The organism is Streptomyces sp. CRN 30 (assembly GCF_034105845.1).
Map to the genome: position 1 here is coordinate 1 of NZ_JAVRHI010000477.1, position 18,354 is coordinate 18,354.

Below are 18,354 nucleotides of genomic sequence, written 5' to 3' on the forward strand. Positions count from 1 at the left end.
AGCCGCGGCCCGCCCGTGACGTTGCCCCGGGCGGCGTGCGTCAGCCCCACCGCGAGCTGGGCCAGCCCGCGCCACAGCTCCCGGTCCGCCGCCGGGCCCGACTTCCAGGCGTCCTCGAACACCTCGTGCGCGTGGAACGGCTTGCCCTCGTCCAGCAGCCGCTGCGCCTCGGCGACGGTCTCCGCGGGCGCCCGCACCACGCCCTCGGGCTGCCGGGCCACGCCGCCGCTGCCGTACGGCAGGGGCCTGCCGAGCCCGTCCCGCGGCCGGGCGTTGCGCGCCCGCCCCTCGCTGTCACGGTCCCGTGCGTCCGCCGGCCGGTCCGGGGATGTGCTGTCCATGCCACCGATTGTCCCGCGCGAGGCCGTTTTCGGCGCACCCCGGTGCGTGCGGTAAGGTACTCACCGCGTGACCGCACGGACACCGTGCACGACCGCACCGGGACGTGGCGCAGCTTGGTAGCGCACTTGACTGGGGGTCAAGGGGTCGCAGGTTCAAATCCTGTCGTCCCGACCGGAGACGGTCGCAGGTCAGAGGGCCCGTCGGAGCAATCCGACGGGCCCTCTGCCGTATGTCCTGGGGACCGTTTAAGGACCAGGGGGTCTGACGGGCCCTTCGGCGTGTCTCCCGGAGGCCGGCCGGCCCGTCGGCCGGGCGGTGTCGGCGGGTCGGATCACGGCAGTGGTGCCGCCACCGCCCCCAGTACCGCCAGCGCCGCCCCCGTGCTCCACGCCACCGCCTCCTCGCGGGTCGCGTCGATCTCGCCGTTCAGCCAGCTGTCGACGATGCGCAGGACCGCGCCGACCGCTCCGATCGCCGCGACGCGGGCCTGCCGCGTACCGACGGGCGGGGTCTCGCCGCCGCGCGCGGCGAAGGTGGCCTCGACCGTCGAGGCGAGGTCGTCCATGCCCGCCGCCTGCTGCGCGGCCACCGCGCCGCCCGCGCCCCGGGCGCCCGCCACGAAACGTCCCTTGACGGGGGTGGACAGGAGCACCTCCAGGCCCGTCGACACCGCCCGGCGTGTCAGTTCCGCCAGGGGTGCGTCGGAGTCGGCCACCACCGCCCGTACGGCCGCCCGCACCTCGCCGGTTATCTCGCCGAGCAGCGCGCCCAGCAGGGCGTCCACGTCCTCGAAGCTCTCGTAGAAGTAGCGCCGGGTCAGTCCGGCCTCCTCGCAGACCCGGCGCGCGCTCACCCCGTTCCAGCCCTCCGCCTCGAAGACGCGCAGGGCCGCTTCGAGCAGGGCGGCGCGCCGCCGGGCGACACGGTCCTCGGCCGGCGTTCCCCGGTAGGGGCGGATCAGGGGCGGGGTGCTCATGAGCCCATGTTGACACACCCCGGCACCAGAAATACATTTCTGATACCGCCTGGCATCAACTTCGCCCGCGCCGTGCCGTCCCACCCCAGGAAGTGAATCCGCATGCCACGCCGAGACTTCGACATCACCCTTTCCGACTTGCACGGAAAGCGTGCCGTCGTCACCGGGGCCAGCGACGGGATGGGCCTCGGCATCGCCACGCGCCTCGCCGCCGCCGGTGCCGAGGTCCTCCTGCCGGTCCGCAACCCCCGCAAGGGCGAGGCGGCCCTGGCGACGATCCGTGCGGCCGTCCCCGCCGCACAGGTGTCGCTGCGGTCGCTCGACCTCTCCTCGCTCTCCTCCGTCACCGCCCTCGGCGAGACCCTCCTGGCGGAGGACCGGCCGCTGCACCTGCTCATCAACAACGCCGGCGTCATGACCCCGCCCGACCGGCAGACCACCGCCGACGGCTTCGAGCTGCAGTTCGGCACCAACCACCTCGGGCACTTCGCCCTGGTGTCCCACCTGCTGCCGCTGCTGCGGGCCGGCCGCGCCCGCGTCACCTCGCAGGTCAGCGTGGCCGCCGACCGGAACGCCATCAACTGGGACGACCTCAACTGGGAGCGGTCCTACAACGGCCGGCGCGCCTACAGCCAGTCGAAGATCGCCCTCGGCCTCTTCGGCCTCGAACTCGACCGCCGCAGCGAAGCGGGCGGCTGGGGCATCACCAGCAACATCTCCCACCCCGGCGTCGCCCCCACCAACCTCCTCGCGGCCCGGCCCGAGATCGGACGCGACAAGGACACCCTGGGCGTGCGGCTCATCCGCGCGCTGTCCGCGCGCGGCATCCTCCTCGGCACGGTCCGCACCGCCCAGCTGCCCGCCCTCCACGCGGCCACCTCCCCGGACGCGAAGCCCGGCGGTCTCTACGGTCCCAGCGGCCCCGGCCACCTCGGCGGCCCGCCCGCCGAGCAGAAGCTGTACTCCCGCCTGCGCTCCACCGACGAGGCCCGGCGCGTCTGGAGCGTCTCCGAGGAACTCGCGAAGGTGTCCTTCCCGGCCGGCTGACACCTCGGCGCTTGACTTCGTGTGCGCTTCAGCAAGAAGACTCCCTGCCGTGCGCCTCACCGAGGGGCGCGCGGGAGGGGACCGTCATGAAGTACCGCACCATAGGGACCGACCCGGCGACGCGCCGCGAGGTGAGCGTCATCGCGCTCGGCGCCATGCTGTTCGGGACGTGGACCGACGAGGAGACCGCCTTCGCCGTGCTCGACCGCTTCGTCGAGGCCGGCGGGAACTTCATCGACACGTCCGACAACTACGCCTTCTGGTACGACGGCGGGGTGGGCGGCCAGAGCGAGGAACTCCTCGGCCGGTGGCGGCGCTCGCGCGGCGTCGGCGACGAGATCGTCATCGCCACCAAACTCGGCGCCCGCCCCCTCGCGCCCGGTACGAGTTACATCGACAACCCCGAGGGCCTGTCGGCGAAGGCGATCCGGTCCGCCACCGAGGCCAGCCGCGAACGGCTGGGCGTGGAGAAGCTGGATCTGCTGTACGCGCACATCGACGACGCGACCGTGGAGCAGCGCGAGACCGTCGAGGCGTTCGGCGAGCTGGTCGCCGAGGGCACGGTGGGGCTCCTCGGCGTCAGCAACCAGGCGATGTGGCGGGTGGAGCGGGCCCGCGCGCTGGCCGCCGGGGCCGGGCTGCCCGGCTACGAGGTGCTCCAGTACCAGCACAGCTATCTGCGGCCCCGCTCCGACGTGCCCAGTGACCTCTTCCCGGACGGCAGCCTCGGCCACGCGGGCGCCGAACTCCTCGGCCTTCTCAGGGCCGAACCGGGACTGATCCTGGTCGCCTACTCGCCGCTGCTGACCGGCGCGTACGTCCGCGCGGACAAGCCGCTCCCCGACGACTACGACCACCCCGGCACCCCAGCCCGGCTGGCGGTGCTGCACGAGGTGGCGAAGGAGACCGGCGCCACCGCCAACCAGGTGGTGCTGGCCTGGCAGATCGGCGCGGAGCTGCCCGTCCTACCGCTGGCCGGGGCCTCGTCCCTGGCGCAGCTGGAGGAGAACCTCGCCGCCGTCGACCTGGAGCTTACGGCGGACCAGCGGGCCCGGCTGGACGCCGCGCACTGAGCGCCGTCCGGTCAGGGGGCGAGGTGGCGGCGGCGTGCGGCTGCCTCCCGCTCGTAGGCGGTACGGGCGTCCTTCGCCGCCGGGCGGGCGGAGACCTCGGCCACCGGCACGTCCCACCACGCCTCGGCCGGGGGCGCGGTGGGCGCCGGGTCGGTCTCGACGTACACGCAGGTCGGCCGGGAGCAGGCGCGCGCCTCGGCCAGTGCCTCGCGCAGCTCGCCGACGGTCCGGGGGCGCAGTACGTCCATGCCGAGGCTGGCCGCGTTGGCCGCGAGGTCGACGGGGAGCGGGTCGCCGGTGAAGGTGCCGTCGGGGGCCCGGTGGCGGTAGGCGGTGCCGAACCGCTCGGCGCCCACCGACTCGGAGAGGCCGCCGATCGAGGCGTAACCGTGGTTCTGGAGGAGGACCAGCTTGACGGGGAGGTTCTCCTGGACGGCGGTGACGATCTCCGTGGGGTTCATGAGGTAGGTGCCGTCGCCGACCAGCGCCCACACCGGGGTGCCGGGCGCGGCCTGCTGCACGCCGAGGGCGGCCGGGATCTCGTAGCCCATGCAGGAGTAGCCGTACTCCAGGTGGTACTGGCGCGGGGAGCGGGCCCGCCAGAGCTTGTGCAGGTCACCGGGGAGCGAGCCGGCCGCGTTGATGACCACGTCCGTGTCGTCCACCACCGCGTCCAGCGCGCCGATCACCTGCGTCTGGGTCGGGACCGCCTTGTCGTCCGGGGCGTGCAGGGCGGCCTCGACGGCCCGCTCCCAGCGTTCCTTGCCGGCCCGGTACTCGGCGGCGTAGGCGTCGTCCACGCGGTGGCCGGCCAGTGCCCCGGTGAGCGCCTCCAGGCCCGTCCGCGCGTCGCACACCAGGGTGCGGGCGGCGAGCTTGTGCGCGTCGAAGGCGGTGATGTTGACGTTGAGGAAGCGCACCTGCGGGTGCTGGAACAGGGTGCCGGAGGCGGTGGTGAAGTCGCTGTACCGGGTGCCGACGCCGATCACCAGGTCGGCGGTGCGGGCGAGGGCGTCGGCGACCGCGGTGCCGGTGTGGCCGATGCCGCCGACGTCGGCGGGGTGGTCGTGGCGCAGCGCGCCCTTGCCCGCCTGGGTGGCGGCGACGGGGATGCCGGTGGCGTCGGCCAGGGCGCGCAGGGCGTCCTCGGCGCGGCTGTGGTGGACGCCGCCGCCGGCGACGATCAGCGGCCGGGCGGCGGCGCGGACGGCCCGTACGGCGTCGGCCAGTTCCAGCGGGTCGGGCGCGGGCCGCCGCACCCGCCAGACCCGGTCGGCGAAGAACTCCTCGGGCCAGTCGGCGGCCTCGGCCTGGACGTCCTGGGGGAGGGCCAGGGTGACGGCGCCGGTCTCCGCGGGGTCCGCGAGGACGCGCATCGCGTGCAGCGCGGCCGGGATCAGTGCCTCGGGGCGGGTGATCCGGTCGAAGTACCGGGAGACCGGGCGCAGGGTGTCGTTGACCGACACGTCGCCCGCCGCCGGGTGTTCGAGCTGCTGGAGCAGCGGGTCGGCGGGGTGGGCGGCGAAGTAGTCGCCGGGCAGGAGCAGCACCGGGAGGCGGTTGACGGTGGCGAGGGCGGCGCCGGTGACCAGGTTGGTGGCGCCGGGGCCGATCGACGCCGTCACGGCCTGCGCGGAGAGCCGGTCGAGCTGACGGGCGTAACCGACCGCCGCGTGCACCATGGCCTGTTCGCTGCGGCCCTGGTGGTACGGCATCACGTCGCCGTGCTCGACGAGCGCCTGGCCGAGCCCGGCGACGTTGCCGTGGCCGAAGATGCCCCAGGTGGAGGCGATCAGCCGGTGCCGTACGCCGTCGCGCTCCGTGTACTGGGCGGCGAGGAACCGCACCAGGGCCTGGGCGGTGGTGAGGCGGACGCGGACGCTCATACGGTCCTCCCGGGGGCTTCGGGGGCTTCGGGGGCTTCGGGGGCGGAGTACAGGGGGAGCCGGGCGTCGACCGGCTGCTCGGGCCAGGTGGCGCGGACCCAGGCGTGGCCGGGGTGGTCGCTGATCAGCCAGGCGCGTTCGTCCGCCGGGCCCGCCATGACGTTGAGGTAGTACATGTGGTGGCCCGGCACGGCCATCGACGGGCCGTGCCAGCCGTCCGGGATGAGCACCACGTCGCCGTCGCGCACCTCGGCCAGCACGTCCGTGCCGCGGCCGTGCCCCGACGGGGAGACCCGCTGGTAGCCGAGGCCGGGCACGCCGTCGTGGGCGGCGAACTCGAAGTAGTAGATCTCCTCCAGCTCCGCCTCCGCGCCGGGGCGGTGCTCGTCGTGCTTGTGCGGCGGGAAGGACGACCAGTTGCCGCCCGGGGTGATCACCTCGACGGCGATCAGCTTGTCGCACGGGAAGACGCCGGCGGCACCGAAGTTGTTGACCTGCCGCGAGCAGTTCCCCGTACCGCGCAGCTCCACCGGGACGGACGAGGCCGGTCCGTAGCGGGCGGGCAGCCGGCGCGCGCAGCGGGCGCCGGCGAGCGCGAACCGGCCGCCGCCGGCCGACGACACGCGCACGTGGGCGTCGCGCGGCACGTACGCGAAGTCGCTGACCCCGCTGAACACGTCCGTGCGGCCGTCGAGTTCGAAGACCTCGCCGTCGGCGGCGACCGTGCAGCCGCCGGAGAGCGGCAGCACGATCCACTCGCTCCCGCCGGTGTCGAAGGAGTGCGAGCCGCCCGGGGGCAGCGGGAGCACGCGCAGGCCGGAGTAGCCCCAGCCGGCGGTCTCGGGGGTCACGTCGACCGTGTAGGGGCGGTCGACCGCGTACGGGCCGTCGCCCGCCTCGCCCGCGGACAGGTGGTACGTCGACAGGTGGTCGGTCATCGGAAAGCCTCCTGAACTCACAACAGGCCGACGGCCGTGTCCACCGCCCGCTCCACGCTGCCCTCGGCGGGGTAGAGCAGCGAACGGCCCACGACCAGGCCCTGGACGGTGGGCAGGCGCAGGGCCTTGCGCCAGCGTTCGTAGGCCGCGTCCTGATCGTTCCCCACATCGCCGCCGAGCAGCACGACCGGCAGGGTGGAGGTCCGCAGGACCTCGGCCATGTCGTCCGGGTCGTGGGTGACGGGGAGTTTCAGCCAGGTGTAGGCGGAGGTGCCGCCGAGCCCCGAGGCGATGGCGATCGAGCGGGTGACGCCCTCGGCGGAGAGGTCGGTGCGCAGGCGGCCCTGCTCGCGGCGGCACAGGAACGGCTCCACGAACACCGGCAGCCGGCGCGCGGCCATGGCGTCCACGGCGCGGGCGGCGGACTCCAGGGTGTCCAGCGACCCCGCGTCCTCGGGGTCGATGCGCAGCAGCAGCTTCCCCGCGTCCAGCCGGTGCCGGTCCAGGTCCTCGGCGCGGTACCCGGTGAAGCGGTCGTCCATCTCGAAGGCGGCGCCCGCGAGTCCGCCGCGGTTCATCGACCCCATCGCGACCTTGCCGTCCAGCGCGCCGAGCAGCAGCAGGTCCTCCAGGACGTCGGCGGTGGCGAGCACGCCGTCCACGCCCGGCCGGCCCAGCGCCGTGCACAGCCGCCGCAGCAGGTCCGCCCGGTCGGCCATGGCCAGCGGACGGCCGCCGACCCCGAGGGCGCCGCGCGCCGGATGGTCGGCGGCCACGATCATCAGCCGGCCGGTGGCCCCGAGCAGGGGGCGGCGCTCGCGGCACGCGGCCGCCTCGGCGATCGCCTCGGGGCGCCGCGCTCTGACCGCGGTGAGGTCGGCGGGGGAAAGGGGCACGGCGGAGCTCCTTCGGGGGTATGTCCGTCCGCAGGGGGTAGAGATCGACTTCGGACGGGGCCTGCCGCCTCCCAGGTGTAGGACCCGGACACCGACCTGTCAATATTTTGTACGGACATTCGGACCTGTGCGTGAAATGATGTCTTGACAAAGTATTGACAGCGGGCGGGCGACGCACTTGTATCCGGTGCCAGCGCAAGGCCGTCACCCTTCGGCGCACGGCTTCCCGTCGCACAGTGAGGTGCAGGAAAGATGGACCGCTCCGTTCATGCCCGCTCCACTCGTGTCCGCTCCCGCGGCGGTTCAGTCTCCCGCAGCGGTTCAGTCTCCCGTGGCGGTTTCGTCCCCGCCGTGGCACTCGCCGCGGCGGCGGCCCTGGCCCTGGCCGGCTGCTCCAGCGGCTCCGGCGGCAAGGAGGCCGACGAGGAGGGCGCGTCCGGAGCCTCCGCCGGCCGGGCGAACACCCCTCGGATGACGGTCGCCCTCGTCACCCACCAGGCCGCCGGGGACACCTTCTGGGACATCGTCCGCAAGGGCGCCGAGGCCGCCGCCGCCAAGGACAACATCAAGCTCGTCTACTCCAACGACCCCAACGCCGGGAACCAGGCCAGCCTGGTGCAGAACGCCATCGACCAGAAGGTCGACGGCATCGCGGTCACCCTCGCCAAGCCGGACGCCCTCAGAAGCGTGGTGGCCAAGGCGCGCCAGGCCGGGATACCCGTCGTCGGGCTCAACTCCGGGCTCAGCGACTGGAAGCAGATGGGGCTGACGGAGTTCTTCGGGCAGGACGAGGGCGTCGCGGGCGAGGCGTTCGGCAAGAAGCTCAACGAGGTCGGCGCCAAGCGGGCCGTCTGCGTCCTGCACGAACAGGGCAACGTCGGCCTCACCCAGCGCTGCGACGGCGTGAAGAAGACCTTCGAGGGCTCGGTCGAGAATCTGTACGTCAACGGCACCGACATGCCGTCCGTGCAGTCCACGATCACCGCCAAGCTGAAGCAGGACGCCGCGATCGACCACGTCGTCACGCTCGGCGCGCCCTTCGCGATGGCCGCGGTCAAGTCGGCCGGCGAGGCCGGCGGCAAGGCGAAGGTCGCCACCTTCGACCTCAACAAGGAGCTGACCGGCGCCATCCAGAAGGGTGACATCGAGTTCGCCGTGGACCAGCAGCCCTACCTCCAGGGCTACCTGGCCGTCGACGGCCTGTGGCTCTACAAGAACAACGGCAACTACAGCGGCGGCGGTGAGGAACCGGTGCTGACCGGCCCCGCCTTCGTCGACGAGTCCAACGTCGAGCGGATCTCGGAGTTCGCCGCGAAGGGCACCCGCTGATGGGCACCGCACCGCGGAACGCGCCGGCGGTGGCCCCGCCGCCGGCCGCCGGCCCCTCCCCGGCCGACGGCCGGACCCGGCAGCGTCCACTGGCGCTGCGGGTGCTGGCCCGCCCCGAGGTCGGGGTGTTCCTCGGCGCCGTCGCCGTCCTCGTCTTCTTCCTGATCGCCGCCCCGACCGTCCGCCAGGGCGGCTCCATGGCGACCGTCCTCTACCAGTCCTCGACCATCGGCATCATGGCGCTGCCGGTCGCCCTGCTGATGATCGGCGGCGAGTTCGACCTGTCGTCCGGTGTCGCCGTCGTCTCCTCGGCGCTCACCGCGAGCATGCTCAGCTACCAGCTCACCGTCAACGTCTGGACCGGCGTCGTCGTCGCCCTGGTCCTCTCGCTCGCCGTCGGCGCGTTCAACGGCTGGATGCTGGTGCGGACCGGACTGCCCAGCTTCCTCGTCACCCTCGGCACCTTCCTCATCCTCCAGGGCGTCAACCTCGCCGTCACCAAACTCGTCACCGGCAACGTCGCCACCGACGACATCAGCGACATGGACGGCTTCGGCCAGGCCGAGGCGCTCTTCGCCTCCTCCTTCGACGTCGGCGGCGTCCAGGTGAAGATCACGGTGGTGTGGTGGCTGGTCTTCGCCGCCATCGCCACCTGGGTGCTGCTGCGCACCAAGTACGGCAACTGGGTCTTCGCCGTCGGCGGCGACCAGGACAGCGCCCGCGCGGTCGGCGTGCCCGTCACCTTCACCAAGATCTCCCTGTTCATGCTGGTCGGCCTCGGCGCCTGGTTCGTCGGCATGCACCAGCTGTTCTCCTTCAACACCGTGCAGTCCGGCGAGGGCGTCGGCCAGGAGCTGATCTACATCGCCGCCGCCGTCATCGGCGGCTGCCTGCTGACCGGCGGCGCCGGCTCCGCGATCGGCCCCGTCTTCGGCGCCTTCATGTTCGGCATGGTGAACCAGGGCATCGTCTACGCGGGCTGGAACCCCGACTGGTTCAAGGCGTTCCTCGGCGTGATGCTCCTCGGCGCCGTCCTGATCAATCTGTGGGTCCGCCGCGCGGCGACCCGGAGGTGAGCCACATGACCGAACCCGCCCTCGCCGCGTCCGCTCCCGGCGACCCGGCCCTTGTCGAACTGCGCGGCGCCGGCAAGTCCTACGGCACCGTCCGCGCCCTGCACGGCGTCGACCTGGCCGTCCGCCCCGGCCGGGTGAGCTGTGTGCTCGGCGACAACGGCGCCGGCAAGTCCACCCTCATCAAGATAATCTCCGGGCTGCACCGGCACACCGAGGGCGAGTTCCTCGTCGACGGTGAACCGGTGCGCTTCACCACCCCGCGCGAGGCCCTCGACCGCGGTATCGCCGCCGTCTACCAGGACCTCGCCACCGTCCCGCTGATGCCGGTGTGGCGGAACTTCTTCCTCGGCTCCGAACGGACCAAGGGCCCCTGGCCGCTGCGCCGCCTCGACATCGACGCGATGAAACGGACCGCGGACGAGGAACTGCGGGCCATGGGCATCGTCCTGGACGACCTGGAACAGCCCATCGGCACCCTCTCCGGCGGCCAGCGCCAGTGCGTCGCCATCGCCCGCGCCGTCCACTTCGGCGCCCGCGTCCTCATCCTCGACGAACCCACCGCCGCGCTCGGCGTCAAACAGTCCGGCGTGGTGCTGAAGTACATCGCCGCCGCCCGGGAGCGCGGCCTCGGAGTCGTCTTCATCACCCACAACCCCCACCACGCCTTCATGGTCGGCGACCACTTCACCGTCCTGCGCCTCGGCACCCTCGAACTCAGCGCCGCCCGCGGCGACATCACCCTCCAGGAACTGACCGACCACATGGCCGGCGGCACCGAACTCGCCACCCTCAAGGAGGAGCTGGCCCAGGTCGGCGGGGTCGACGTGGAGACGGTTCCGAGGCCGCGCGAACCGGCCGCCCCCACCCCCGGCCCGCCCGAAGGGAAGCCCTGACATGCCCCCAGCCCTCGACCGCATCCGGGTCGGCTCCGCCCCCGACTCCTGGGGCGTCTGGTTCCCCGACGACCCCCGCCAGGTGCCCTGGGAACGGTTCCTGGACGAGGTCGCCGAGGCCGGCTACTCCTGGATCGAACTCGGCCCCTACGGCTATCTGCCGACCGACCCGGCCCGGCTCACCGACGAGGTGGACCGGCGCGGCCTCAAGGTCTCCGCGGGCACCATCTTCTGCGGCCTGCACCGGGGACCGTCCGAGTGGGACGCCACCCGGGAGCAGGTCGGCCGGGTCGCCGCGCTCACCCGGGACATGGGCGCGCGCCACCTCGTCGTCATCCCCTCCTTCTGGCGCGACGACAAGACCGCCGAGATCCTGGAACCACCGGAGCTGACCGCCGAGCAGTGGACCCACCTCACCACCGGCATGGAGCGTCTCGGCCGTGAGGTGAGGGACACCTACGGCCTCGACATCGTCGTCCACCCGCACGCCGACACCCACCTCGACACCGAGCAGCACGTCGAGCGCTTCCTCGACGCCACCGACGCCGGTCTGGTCGGCCTGTGTCTCGACACCGGGCACTACGCCTACTGCGGCGGCGACAGCGTCAAGCTCATCGAGACCTACGGCGAGCGCATCGGCTACCTGCACCTCAAGCAGGTCGACCCGGAGATCCTCGCCGGGGTCCGGGCCGAAGGGCTGCCGTTCGGACCGGCCGTGCGGCGCGGGGTGATGTGCGAACCGCCCACCGGCGTCCCCGAACTGGAACCGGTCCTGGCCGCCGCCCAGCGGCTCGGCGTCGACCTCTTCGCCATCGTCGAGCAGGACATGTACCCGTGCGCGCCGGACGCCCCGCTGCCGATCGCGGTGCGCACACGGCGGTTCCTGCGGTCGTGCGGGGCGTGAATGGCCCCTCTCAGCAGGGCCGCCGTACCTCCGCCACGGTGACCGGCCGGTGCTCCGCCAGGGACAGCGCGCACGCCTCCGCGATCCAGCCCGCCTCCAGCGCGTCCGCGACCGTGCACGGGGAGGGGCGGGTGCCCGCGACGACCTCCGTGAAGGCGGTCAGCTCGGCCCGGTAGGCGGCGGCGAAGCGGTCCATGAAGAAGTCGTGCGGGGTCCCGGCGGGGAAGGTCGCGCCGGGCTCCGCCGAGCGCAGCGGCAGCCGGTCGTCCAGGCCGACCGCGAGCGAGTCCGCGAAGCCGTGCAGCTCCATGCGGACGTCGTGGCCGCGGCCGTTGTGCCGGCTGTTGGAGATCACGGCCAGGGTGCCGTCGTCCAGCGTGAGGACGGCCCCCGTGGTGTCCGCGTCGCCCGCCGCGCGGATGTACCCGGCACCCCGGTTGCCGCCGGCGGCGTACACCTCGCGCACCTCGCGGCCCGTCACCCAGCGGACCGCGTCGAAGTCGTGCACCGCGCAGTCCCGGAAGATCCCGCCGGAGGCGGCCACGTACGCGGCGGGCGGCGGCGCCGGGTCCAGGGTGGTCGACCGTACGGTGTGCAGGGCGCCCAGTTCGCCGGAGCGCACCGCGGCCCGCGCGGCGGCGAACCCGGCGTCGAAGCGCCGGTTGAAGCCGATCTGCACCGGCACGTCGTGGCCCGCCAGGGCCTCCGCCACTCGCAGAGCCTCCGCCATGGTCCGGGCGACGGGCTTCTCGCAGAAGACGGGGACGCCCGCGGCGGCCCCGGCGAGGATCAGCTCCGGATGGACGTCGGTGGCCGCCGCGACGACGAGGCCGTCCACCCCGGCGGCGAGCACGGCCTCGGGGGAGTCCGCGGTCTTCGCGCCGAACAGGACGGCCGCCGACTCGGCGGCGGCCGGGTCCGGGTCGAAGACGACGAGGGACCGGACGGCGTCCAGCGCGCCGAGGGTCGCGGCGTGGAAGGCGCCGATCCGGCCGAGTCCGAGAATGCCGATGCGCATGCGTTCCCCTGCTCCTTGTTCCTGTTCCCTGGTCCCTGTTCTGTTCCGTTTCTGGCCACTGCTCCCCGCTCCTGGGGATCGATCTGTGTCGCCGTGACCCTTACGGGGAGACCGTCTCCCAGCCGCCGCTCGCCGCCGAGCGGGCCATCGCGTCCAGGGCGGCGGCGCTGTGCACCGCGTCCGGGAGCGTCGCCCCGTACGGCGTGGACTCCGCGACCGAGCGCAGGAAGCGGTACGCCTCGACCACCTTCAGATCGTCGTAGCCCATGGCGTTGGCCGCGCCCGGCTGGAACGCGGCGAACTCGCCGTCGCCCGGACCGACGTACACCGTGGAGACCGGCTGGTCCTGGTAGGCGGTGCCGCGGCTGACGCCCAGCTCGTTCATCCGGCGGAAGTCCCAGAAGACGGCGCCCCTCGTGCCGTGCACCTCGAAGCCGTAGGCGTTCTGCTCGCCGACCGAGACCCGGCACGCCTCCAGTACGCCGCGGGCGCCGGAGGCGAAGCGCAGCAGGCAGCCGACGTAGTCCTCGTTCTCCACCGGGCCGAGGTCCCCGCCCGCCGCGCGGGCGTGACCCGCGGTGGCGGCGGCCGGACGGGCCCGCTCGGGCACGAAGACGGCCGTGTCGGCGGTGACGGACGCGATGTCCCCGCAGAGGAAGCGGGCCAGGTCCACGCCGTGCGAGGCCAGATCGCCGAGGACGCCGCTGCCGCCGCGCTCGCGCTCGTAGCGCCAGGTCAGGGCAGACTCGGGGTGGGCCGCGTAGTCGCTGAGGAGCCGGACGCGGACATGGGTGACGGTGCCCACCTCCCCGGCGGCGATCAGGTCGCGGGCCGCCTCGACGGCGGGCGCGTTGCGGTAGTTGAAGCCGACCGCGCCCTGGACGCCGGAGCGCGCGACGGCGGCGGCCACCGCGCGGGCGTCCCCGGCGGTCAGCCCGACCGGCTTCTCGATCCAGAGGTGCTTGCCCGCCTCGGCGAGCGCGACGCCGATCTCGCGGTGCAGGAAGTTGGGGGCGGTGACGCTCACGGCCCGCACCCGGGGATCGGCGGCCACCTCCCGCCAGTCGCGGACGGCCCCGGCGAACCCGTACCGCGCGGCGGCCTCCTCGGCCCGGCCCGGTACCTCGTCGGCGACCGCGATCAGCTCCGGACGCAGGGCGAGCCGCGGATAGTGGTGGCGGACGCGGGCGTAGGCCTGGGTGTGCACCCGCCCCATCCAGCCGAAACCGATGACGGCGACACCGAGCGCGTCGTGCATGCGAGCCCCTCGTTGGACCGGTCCACTGCCTGTCCACGCCACACTGGGCGCCGCCCGCGGCCGGTGTCAAGCTTTTGACAGGCGGTACGCCAGGTGGAACGGTCCAGCCATGAAGCAGCCGACCATCCGAGACGTGGCCGAACGGGCGGGCGTCTCCAAGTCGCTGGTCTCCCTGGTGCTGCGCGGCTCCGACCGGGTACGGCCCGAGCGGCGGGAGGCGGTGCTGCGGGCCGCGCGGGAACTCGGCTACCGGCCCAACGCGGCGGCGCGCAGCCTCAGCGAACGCCGTACCCGCACCGTGGGCGTCCTCCTCAACGACCTGCGCAACCCCTGGTTCGTGGACCTCCTGGACGGCCTGAACTCCCTGCTGCACGACAACGGCCTGCGGATGCTGCTCTCCGACGCCCGCCTCAACCGCCGCTCCGGCCAGGGCGACCTCGCCGGACCGCTGCGCGACCTCGGTGCCGACGGCCTGGTCGTGGTCGGCACGCTGCCCGACCCGGCGGCCCTCGAAGACATCGCCGCGCGCGTCCCGGTCGTCGTCGCGGGCGCCCGGGAAGCGGTGCCGCCCGGCGTGGACGTGGTCGCCGGGGACGACGAGCGCGGGGCGCGGCTGGTGACCGAGCACCTCATCGGCCTCGGCCACCGCCGTCTCGCGCACATCGCGGGGTACGGCGCGGTCGGCGAGCTGCGGCGGCGCAGCTTCGAGGCGGTGGTGCGGGCGCACGGCCTCGACGGGCGGGCGCGGACCGAGCCGAGCGACATGACGGAGGAGGGCGGCCACCGGGCCGCCGTACGGCTGCTCGCCGGGCCGGACCGGCCCACCGCCGTGTTCGCCGTGAACGACATCGCCTGCGTCGGCGTCCTGTCGGCGGCGGAGGAACTCGGCCTGCGCGTGCCGCACGACCTCTCCGTGGCCGGGTACGACGACACCAGCATCTCCCGGCTGCGGCACCTCTGGCTGACGACCGTCGACCACGCCGGTCACGAGGTCGGCCGGCGCGCGGCCCGCTGCCTCCTGGACCGCCTCCGGACCCCCGGGAACCCGGGCGCGCTGCACCTCGTGGCCCCGTCCCTGGAGATCCGCGGCACCACCGCCGCGCCGCGCGGCTGACCGGCCATGACCAGCGCGATGCGGCCGCATTTCGGCGAACAAAATTGTTGACAATCTTGTTCGGCTAGTTTTACGTTCGACAGGCACTCACTCAGGGAGGGCACATGCCGAAAGAAGCCGGTCCGAGCACCGGGGAGCAGGCGAAGCAGCTTGCGCTCGGACAGCTGCGGGAGGCGATCCTGCGCGGCGAGATGGCACCGGCCCAGCGGCTGGTGGAGAACGAGCTCGCCGAGCAGTTCGGTGTGACACGGGCCAGCATCCGGGCCGCGCTGATCGACCTGGAGTCGCAGGGGCTGGTCGAGCGCATCCGCAACCGGGGGTCCCGGGTGCGGGTGGTGACCGTGGAGGAAGCGGTCGCCATCACCGAGTGCCGGCTGGTGCTGGAGGGGCTCTGCGCGGCCAAGGCGGCCGTCGCCGTCACCGACGAGCAGCTCGACGAGTTGCGCGACCTCGGCGGCGCGATGCGCAAGGCCGTGGCCGACGGCGAACCGCTGACCTACTCGGACCTCAACCACCGGCTGCACACCAGGATCCGGGAGGTCTCCGGCCAGCTGACGGCGCAGGAGCTGCTGGAGCGGCTCAACGGCCAGCTGGTCCGCCACCGCTTCCAGCTGGCACTGCGCCCGGGGCGGCCCCAGCAGTCCCTGAGCGAGCACCTGGCGATGATCGAGGCGATCGAGGCCAGGGACCCGCAGGCGGCCGAGGCGGCCGTCCGCGCCCACCTCACCAGCGTGATCGAGGCGCTGCGCGACTGACCCGAGGAAGAAGAACCGTGTACCCGTACCCGCAGACCGTCGAGGAGCAGGCATGAGCGGCGTCATCGTCACCGACCCGCCGAAGGCGGAGGCCAAGCACGTCGAGGCCCTCTCCGGGTACGGCGTCGCCACCGTCTCCGAGGCGATGGGCCGAGCCGGCCTGCTCGGCACCCATCTGCGCCCGATCCAGCAGGACACCCGGATCGCCGGCACCGCGGTCACCGTGCTGTCCTGGCCGGGCGACAACCTGATGATCCACGCCGCCGTCGAGCAGTGCGGCGAGGGCGACATCCTGGTCGTCACCACCACCTCGCCGTCCACCGACGGCCTGTTCGGAGAGTTGTTCGCCACCGCGCTGAAGCAGCGCGGGGTGCGCGGCCTGGTCATCGACACGGGTGTCCGGGACACCTCCGAACTGCGCGAGATGGGCTTTCCGGTCTGGTCCGCGGCGGTCTCCGCACAGGGCACGGTCAAGGCCACCGGCGGCAGCGTCAACGTGCCCATCGTCATCGGCAACCAGGTGATCCACCCCGGTGACGTCATCGTCGCCGACGACGACGGCGTCGTGGTCGTGCCCCGGCTGCGCGCCGGGCAGGTCGCCGAGGCGTCCGAGGCCCGGGAGGACAAGGAGGCCGCCACCCGCGCCGCCTTCCGGGAGGGCCAGCTCGGCCTGGACCGCTACGGCCTGCGCGAGAAGCTGGTCCAGCTCGGCGTGAGCTATCGGCCGTACGAGGAGTACGCGCGCGGCGGGGACGGCTCGTGAGCGCACCCGAGGAGGTCCGCTGCACGCTGATGCGCGGCGGCACCTCCAAGGGCGCGTACTTCCTGGCGGAGGACCTCCCCTCGGACGCCGTCGCCCGGGACGACCTGCTGCTGCGCGTCATGGGCAGCCCCGACCCGCGCCAGATCGACGGCCTGGGCGGCGCCCACCCGCTGACCAGCAAGGTCGCCGTGGTCTCCGCCTCGGACGACCCCGAGGCCGATGTCGACTACCTGTTCCTCCAGGTCAACGTGGACACCCCCGAGGTCTCCGACCGGCAGAACTGCGGCAACATCCTCGCCGGTGTGGGCCCGTTCGCCGTCGAGCGCGGACTGGTGGCCGCGGACGGCACGGAGACGTCCGTCCGTATCCGGATGCGCAACACGGGGGAACTGGCGGTCGCCACCTTCCCCACGCCGGGCGGACGCGTCGATTACACCGGGGACGCCGAGATCTCCGGTGTGCCGGGCACCGCCGCCGCGGTCGTCATCGAGTTCCCGCAGGGCAGCACCCCGCTGCTGCCCACCGGCAACGTCCGCGACACCGTCGCCGGCACCGAGGTGACCTGCGTCGACAACGGCATGCCCGTGGTGCTGATCCCGGCGGGCGCCCTGAAGGTCACCGGCTACGAGGACCCCGCGGAGCTGGAGGCGGACGCCGCCCTGGCCGACCGCCTGAAGGAGATCCGGCTGGAGGCAGGGCGGCTGATGGGCCTCGGTGACGTCTCGGGCACCACCGTGCCCAAGCTCAGCCTGCTCGCGCCGCCCCGCGACGGCGGCGCGGTCACCACCCGTACGTTCATCCCCGTCCGCTGCCACACCTCCATCGGCGTCCTGGGCGCCGCGAGCGTGGCCGCGGGGCTCCGTCTGCCCGGCGGGGCGGGGGAGGGGATCGCCGAACTGCCGGAGACCGGCGACCGCGTCCGCGTCGAACACCCGACCGGCTTCCTCGACGTCGAGACCGCGGTCGTGCCCGGTGCCGACGGCTCGCCCCCGGTGGTCCGCCGTACCGCCGTCGTGCGCACCGCGCGGAAGATCTTCGACGGCACCGTGTTCCCCCGGCCGGCCGCTACGGCCCCGGCCCCCGCACCACACCCTGGAGGCAACGATGACTCCGCCGCTCGGTGACATCGCCCATATCGGCCACACGCAGCTGTTCACGCCCGACCTCGACGCCAGCGTCGGCTTCTTCACCGACTACCTCGGGCTGACGGTCAACGGCCAGGACGGTGACACGGTCTACCTGCGCACCTTCGACGACTACGAGCACCACAGCCTGGTGCTCACCGCCCGCGCGACACCCGGCCTCGGCCGCCTCGCGCTGCGCGCCTCGGGCGAGGACGCCCTCCAGCGGCGGGTGAAGGCACTGGAGGAGGCCGGCCGCGGCGGGAAGTGGGTCGAGGACGAGCCCGGCCTCGGCAGGCTGTACGTCACCACCGACCCCGACGGCCACGAGCACGCCCTGTACTGGGAGAGCGAGTACTACGAGGCTCCCGACGAGCTGAGGCCCGCGCTGAAGAACCAGCCGCAGGCCAAGCCCGGCCGCGGGGTCGGCGTCCGCCGCCTGGACCACATCAACTTCCTCGCCTCCGACGTGCTCGCCAACGCCGAGTTCCAGGAACACCTCCTGGGCGCCCGGCCCACCGAGCAGATACGGCTCGACACCGGGAAGATCGCGGCCCGTTGGCTGACCTTCACCGACAAGTCGTACGACGTGGTGTACACCGAGGACTGGACCGGCTCCGAGGGGCGGCTGCACCACATCGCCTTCGCGACCGACACCCGCGAGGACATCCTGCGCGCCGCCGATCTCGCCATCGACAGCGGTGTGTTCATCGAGACCGGCCCGCACAAGCACGCGATCCAGCAGACGTTCTTCCTGTACGTCTACGAGCCGGGCGGCAACCGGATCGAGCTGTGCAACCCGCTCACCCGTCTGGTGCTGGCCCCCGACTGGCCGCTGATCACCTGGACCGAGGACGAGCGGAAGAAGGGGCAGGCCTGGGGTCTGAAGACCATCGAGTCCTTCCACACCCACGGGACTCCGCCGGTCGCCTGAGACCGGACGACCCGCCGAGGGGGGCGGTCCG

Annotated in this window: 18 protein-coding genes and 1 tRNA gene; 12 read left to right on the plus strand and 7 right to left on the minus strand. The window is 73.2% G+C overall.

The features are described 5' to 3' along the window. A partial coding sequence (locus UW392_RS53750; RefSeq protein ID WP_320782772.1) for a DUF309 domain-containing protein occupies positions 1-341 on the minus strand: 341 nt, incomplete at its 3' end. Positions 342-439: 98 nt separating this feature from the next. Between UW392_RS53750 and UW392_RS53755 the strand changes: the two genes are divergently transcribed. Beyond that, positions 440-513: transfer RNA gene (locus UW392_RS53755), tRNA-Pro, on the plus strand. 160 nt (positions 514-673) lie between these two features. On the opposite strand, the gene UW392_RS53760 is transcribed toward UW392_RS53755, so the two are convergent. Then, positions 674-1,318 carry a TetR/AcrR family transcriptional regulator gene (locus UW392_RS53760; protein ID WP_320782773.1) on the minus strand — a complete coding sequence of 215 codons (645 nt, stop codon included), beginning with the start codon at positions 1,316-1,318 and terminating at the stop codon, positions 674-676. Positions 1,319-1,420: 102 nt separating this feature from the next. On the opposite strand from UW392_RS53760, the gene UW392_RS53765 reads away from it, so the two are divergent. After that, positions 1,421-2,365, plus strand: coding sequence for an SDR family oxidoreductase (locus UW392_RS53765; RefSeq protein ID WP_320782774.1), 945 nt, complete (start codon positions 1,421-1,423; stop codon positions 2,363-2,365). An 86-nt stretch (positions 2,366-2,451) separates the two neighbouring features. After that, a complete protein-coding gene (locus UW392_RS53770; RefSeq protein ID WP_320782775.1) occupies positions 2,452-3,438 on the plus strand; it encodes an aldo/keto reductase in 987 nt (328 codons plus the stop codon). Between the two features lie 11 nt (positions 3,439-3,449). On the opposite strand, the gene iolD is transcribed toward UW392_RS53770, so the two are convergent. From iolD to UW392_RS53785, 3 genes are read right to left on the minus strand one after another with little or no spacing between them, the layout of a single operon-like run. After that, positions 3,450-5,324 (minus strand): 3D-(3,5/4)-trihydroxycyclohexane-1,2-dione acylhydrolase (decyclizing), encoded by a 1,875-nt coding sequence (gene iolD / locus UW392_RS53775; protein WP_320782776.1) that lies wholly within the window; start codon positions 5,322-5,324, stop codon positions 3,450-3,452. After that, a complete protein-coding gene (iolB, locus tag UW392_RS53780; RefSeq protein WP_320782777.1) occupies positions 5,321-6,262 on the minus strand; it encodes a 5-deoxy-glucuronate isomerase in 942 nt (313 codons plus the stop codon). Before iolB ends, iolD begins: the two co-directional genes overlap by 4 nt. A 17-nt stretch (positions 6,263-6,279) precedes the next feature. Further along, the gene (locus UW392_RS53785) at positions 6,280-7,158 is read right to left on the minus strand and encodes a deoxyribose-phosphate aldolase (protein WP_320782778.1); all 879 of its coding nucleotides are present in this window, start codon (positions 7,156-7,158) and stop codon (positions 6,280-6,282) included. 252 nt (positions 7,159-7,410) lie between these two features. Here UW392_RS53785 and UW392_RS53790 point away from each other — a divergent pair, with 252 nt between their 5' ends. Genes UW392_RS53790 through UW392_RS53805 form a run of 4 tightly spaced genes read left to right on the plus strand, consistent with a single transcriptional unit; the run spans position 7,411 to position 11,360 of the window. Beyond that, a complete protein-coding gene (locus tag UW392_RS53790) occupies positions 7,411-8,487 on the plus strand; it encodes a sugar ABC transporter substrate-binding protein (RefSeq protein ID WP_320782779.1) in 1,077 nt (358 codons plus the stop codon). After that, the gene (locus tag UW392_RS53795) at positions 8,487-9,563 is read left to right on the plus strand and encodes an ABC transporter permease (protein ID WP_320782780.1); all 1,077 of its coding nucleotides are present in this window, start codon (positions 8,487-8,489) and stop codon (positions 9,561-9,563) included. Before UW392_RS53790 ends, UW392_RS53795 begins: the two co-directional genes overlap by 1 nt. A gap of 5 nt (positions 9,564-9,568) precedes the next feature. Further along, the gene (locus UW392_RS53800; protein ID WP_320782781.1) at positions 9,569-10,456 is read left to right on the plus strand and encodes an ATP-binding cassette domain-containing protein; all 888 of its coding nucleotides are present in this window, start codon (positions 9,569-9,571) and stop codon (positions 10,454-10,456) included. Between the two features lies 1 nt (position 10,457). Continuing rightward, positions 10,458-11,360, plus strand: a complete 903-nt coding sequence (locus UW392_RS53805; protein ID WP_320782782.1) for a sugar phosphate isomerase/epimerase — start codon at positions 10,458-10,460, stop codon at positions 11,358-11,360. Positions 11,361-11,370: 10 nt separating this feature from the next. Here UW392_RS53805 and UW392_RS53810 read toward each other — a convergent pair whose 3' ends face one another. After that, on the minus strand, positions 11,371-12,378 hold the full coding sequence (locus tag UW392_RS53810) for a Gfo/Idh/MocA family oxidoreductase (RefSeq protein WP_320782783.1): 1,008 nt from the start codon (positions 12,376-12,378) through the stop codon (positions 11,371-11,373). Positions 12,379-12,478: 100 nt separating this feature from the next. Further along, positions 12,479-13,636 (minus strand): Gfo/Idh/MocA family oxidoreductase, encoded by a 1,158-nt coding sequence (locus UW392_RS53815; RefSeq protein ID WP_320782784.1) that lies wholly within the window; start codon positions 13,634-13,636, stop codon positions 12,479-12,481. A 109-nt stretch (positions 13,637-13,745) separates the two neighbouring features. On the opposite strand from UW392_RS53815, the gene UW392_RS53820 reads away from it, so the two are divergent. The 5 genes from UW392_RS53820 (at position 13,746) to UW392_RS53840 (ending at position 18,323) form a co-directional block, all read left to right on the plus strand. Continuing rightward, on the plus strand, positions 13,746-14,750 hold the full coding sequence (locus tag UW392_RS53820) for a LacI family DNA-binding transcriptional regulator (protein WP_320782785.1): 1,005 nt from the start codon (positions 13,746-13,748) through the stop codon (positions 14,748-14,750). A 104-nt stretch (positions 14,751-14,854) separates the two neighbouring features. Continuing rightward, positions 14,855-15,505, plus strand: a complete 651-nt coding sequence (locus UW392_RS53825) for a GntR family transcriptional regulator (RefSeq protein WP_320782786.1) — start codon at positions 14,855-14,857, stop codon at positions 15,503-15,505. 52 nt (positions 15,506-15,557) lie between these two features. After that, positions 15,558-16,268 (plus strand): 4-carboxy-4-hydroxy-2-oxoadipate aldolase/oxaloacetate decarboxylase, encoded by a 711-nt coding sequence (locus UW392_RS53830; protein WP_320782787.1) that lies wholly within the window; start codon positions 15,558-15,560, stop codon positions 16,266-16,268. Next, complete coding sequence (locus UW392_RS53835; protein ID WP_320782788.1) at positions 16,265-17,392, plus strand: 4-oxalomesaconate tautomerase; 1,128 nt, start codon at positions 16,265-16,267, stop codon at positions 17,390-17,392. Before UW392_RS53830 ends, UW392_RS53835 begins: the two co-directional genes overlap by 4 nt. Beyond that, positions 17,373-18,323 carry a catechol 2,3-dioxygenase gene (locus tag UW392_RS53840; protein ID WP_320782789.1) on the plus strand — a complete coding sequence of 317 codons (951 nt, stop codon included), beginning with the start codon at positions 17,373-17,375 and terminating at the stop codon, positions 18,321-18,323. The genes UW392_RS53835 and UW392_RS53840 overlap by 20 nt, the downstream gene beginning before the upstream one ends. Positions 18,324-18,354 lie beyond the last annotated feature (31 nt).

Excerpts from the sequence above, each read along its gene's own strand:
- UW392_RS53760 (WP_320782773.1), bottom strand. The coding sequence starts at position 1,318 with ATGAGCACCCCGCCCCTGATCCGCCCCTACCGGGGAACGCCGGCCGAG.
- UW392_RS53765 (WP_320782774.1), top strand. The coding sequence starts at position 1,421 with ATGCCACGCCGAGACTTCGACATCACCCTTTCCGACTTGCACGGAAAG.
- UW392_RS53770 (WP_320782775.1), top strand. The coding sequence starts at position 2,452 with ATGAAGTACCGCACCATAGGGACCGACCCGGCGACGCGCCGCGAGGTG.
- iolD (WP_320782776.1), bottom strand. The coding sequence starts at position 5,324 with ATGAGCGTCCGCGTCCGCCTCACCACCGCCCAGGCCCTGGTGCGGTTC.
- iolB (WP_320782777.1), bottom strand. The coding sequence starts at position 6,262 with ATGACCGACCACCTGTCGACGTACCACCTGTCCGCGGGCGAGGCGGGC.
- UW392_RS53790 (WP_320782779.1), top strand. The coding sequence starts at position 7,411 with ATGGACCGCTCCGTTCATGCCCGCTCCACTCGTGTCCGCTCCCGCGGC.
- UW392_RS53795 (WP_320782780.1), top strand. The coding sequence starts at position 8,487 with ATGGGCACCGCACCGCGGAACGCGCCGGCGGTGGCCCCGCCGCCGGCC.
- UW392_RS53800 (WP_320782781.1), top strand. The coding sequence starts at position 9,569 with ATGACCGAACCCGCCCTCGCCGCGTCCGCTCCCGGCGACCCGGCCCTT.
- UW392_RS53805 (WP_320782782.1), top strand. The coding sequence starts at position 10,458 with ATGCCCCCAGCCCTCGACCGCATCCGGGTCGGCTCCGCCCCCGACTCC.
- UW392_RS53810 (WP_320782783.1), bottom strand. The coding sequence starts at position 12,378 with ATGCGCATCGGCATTCTCGGACTCGGCCGGATCGGCGCCTTCCACGCC.
- UW392_RS53815 (WP_320782784.1), bottom strand. The coding sequence starts at position 13,636 with ATGCACGACGCGCTCGGTGTCGCCGTCATCGGTTTCGGCTGGATGGGG.
- UW392_RS53820 (WP_320782785.1), top strand. The coding sequence starts at position 13,746 with ATGAAGCAGCCGACCATCCGAGACGTGGCCGAACGGGCGGGCGTCTCC.
- UW392_RS53825 (WP_320782786.1), top strand. The coding sequence starts at position 14,855 with ATGCCGAAAGAAGCCGGTCCGAGCACCGGGGAGCAGGCGAAGCAGCTT.
- UW392_RS53830 (WP_320782787.1), top strand. The coding sequence starts at position 15,558 with ATGAGCGGCGTCATCGTCACCGACCCGCCGAAGGCGGAGGCCAAGCAC.
- UW392_RS53840 (WP_320782789.1), top strand. The coding sequence starts at position 17,373 with ATGACTCCGCCGCTCGGTGACATCGCCCATATCGGCCACACGCAGCTG.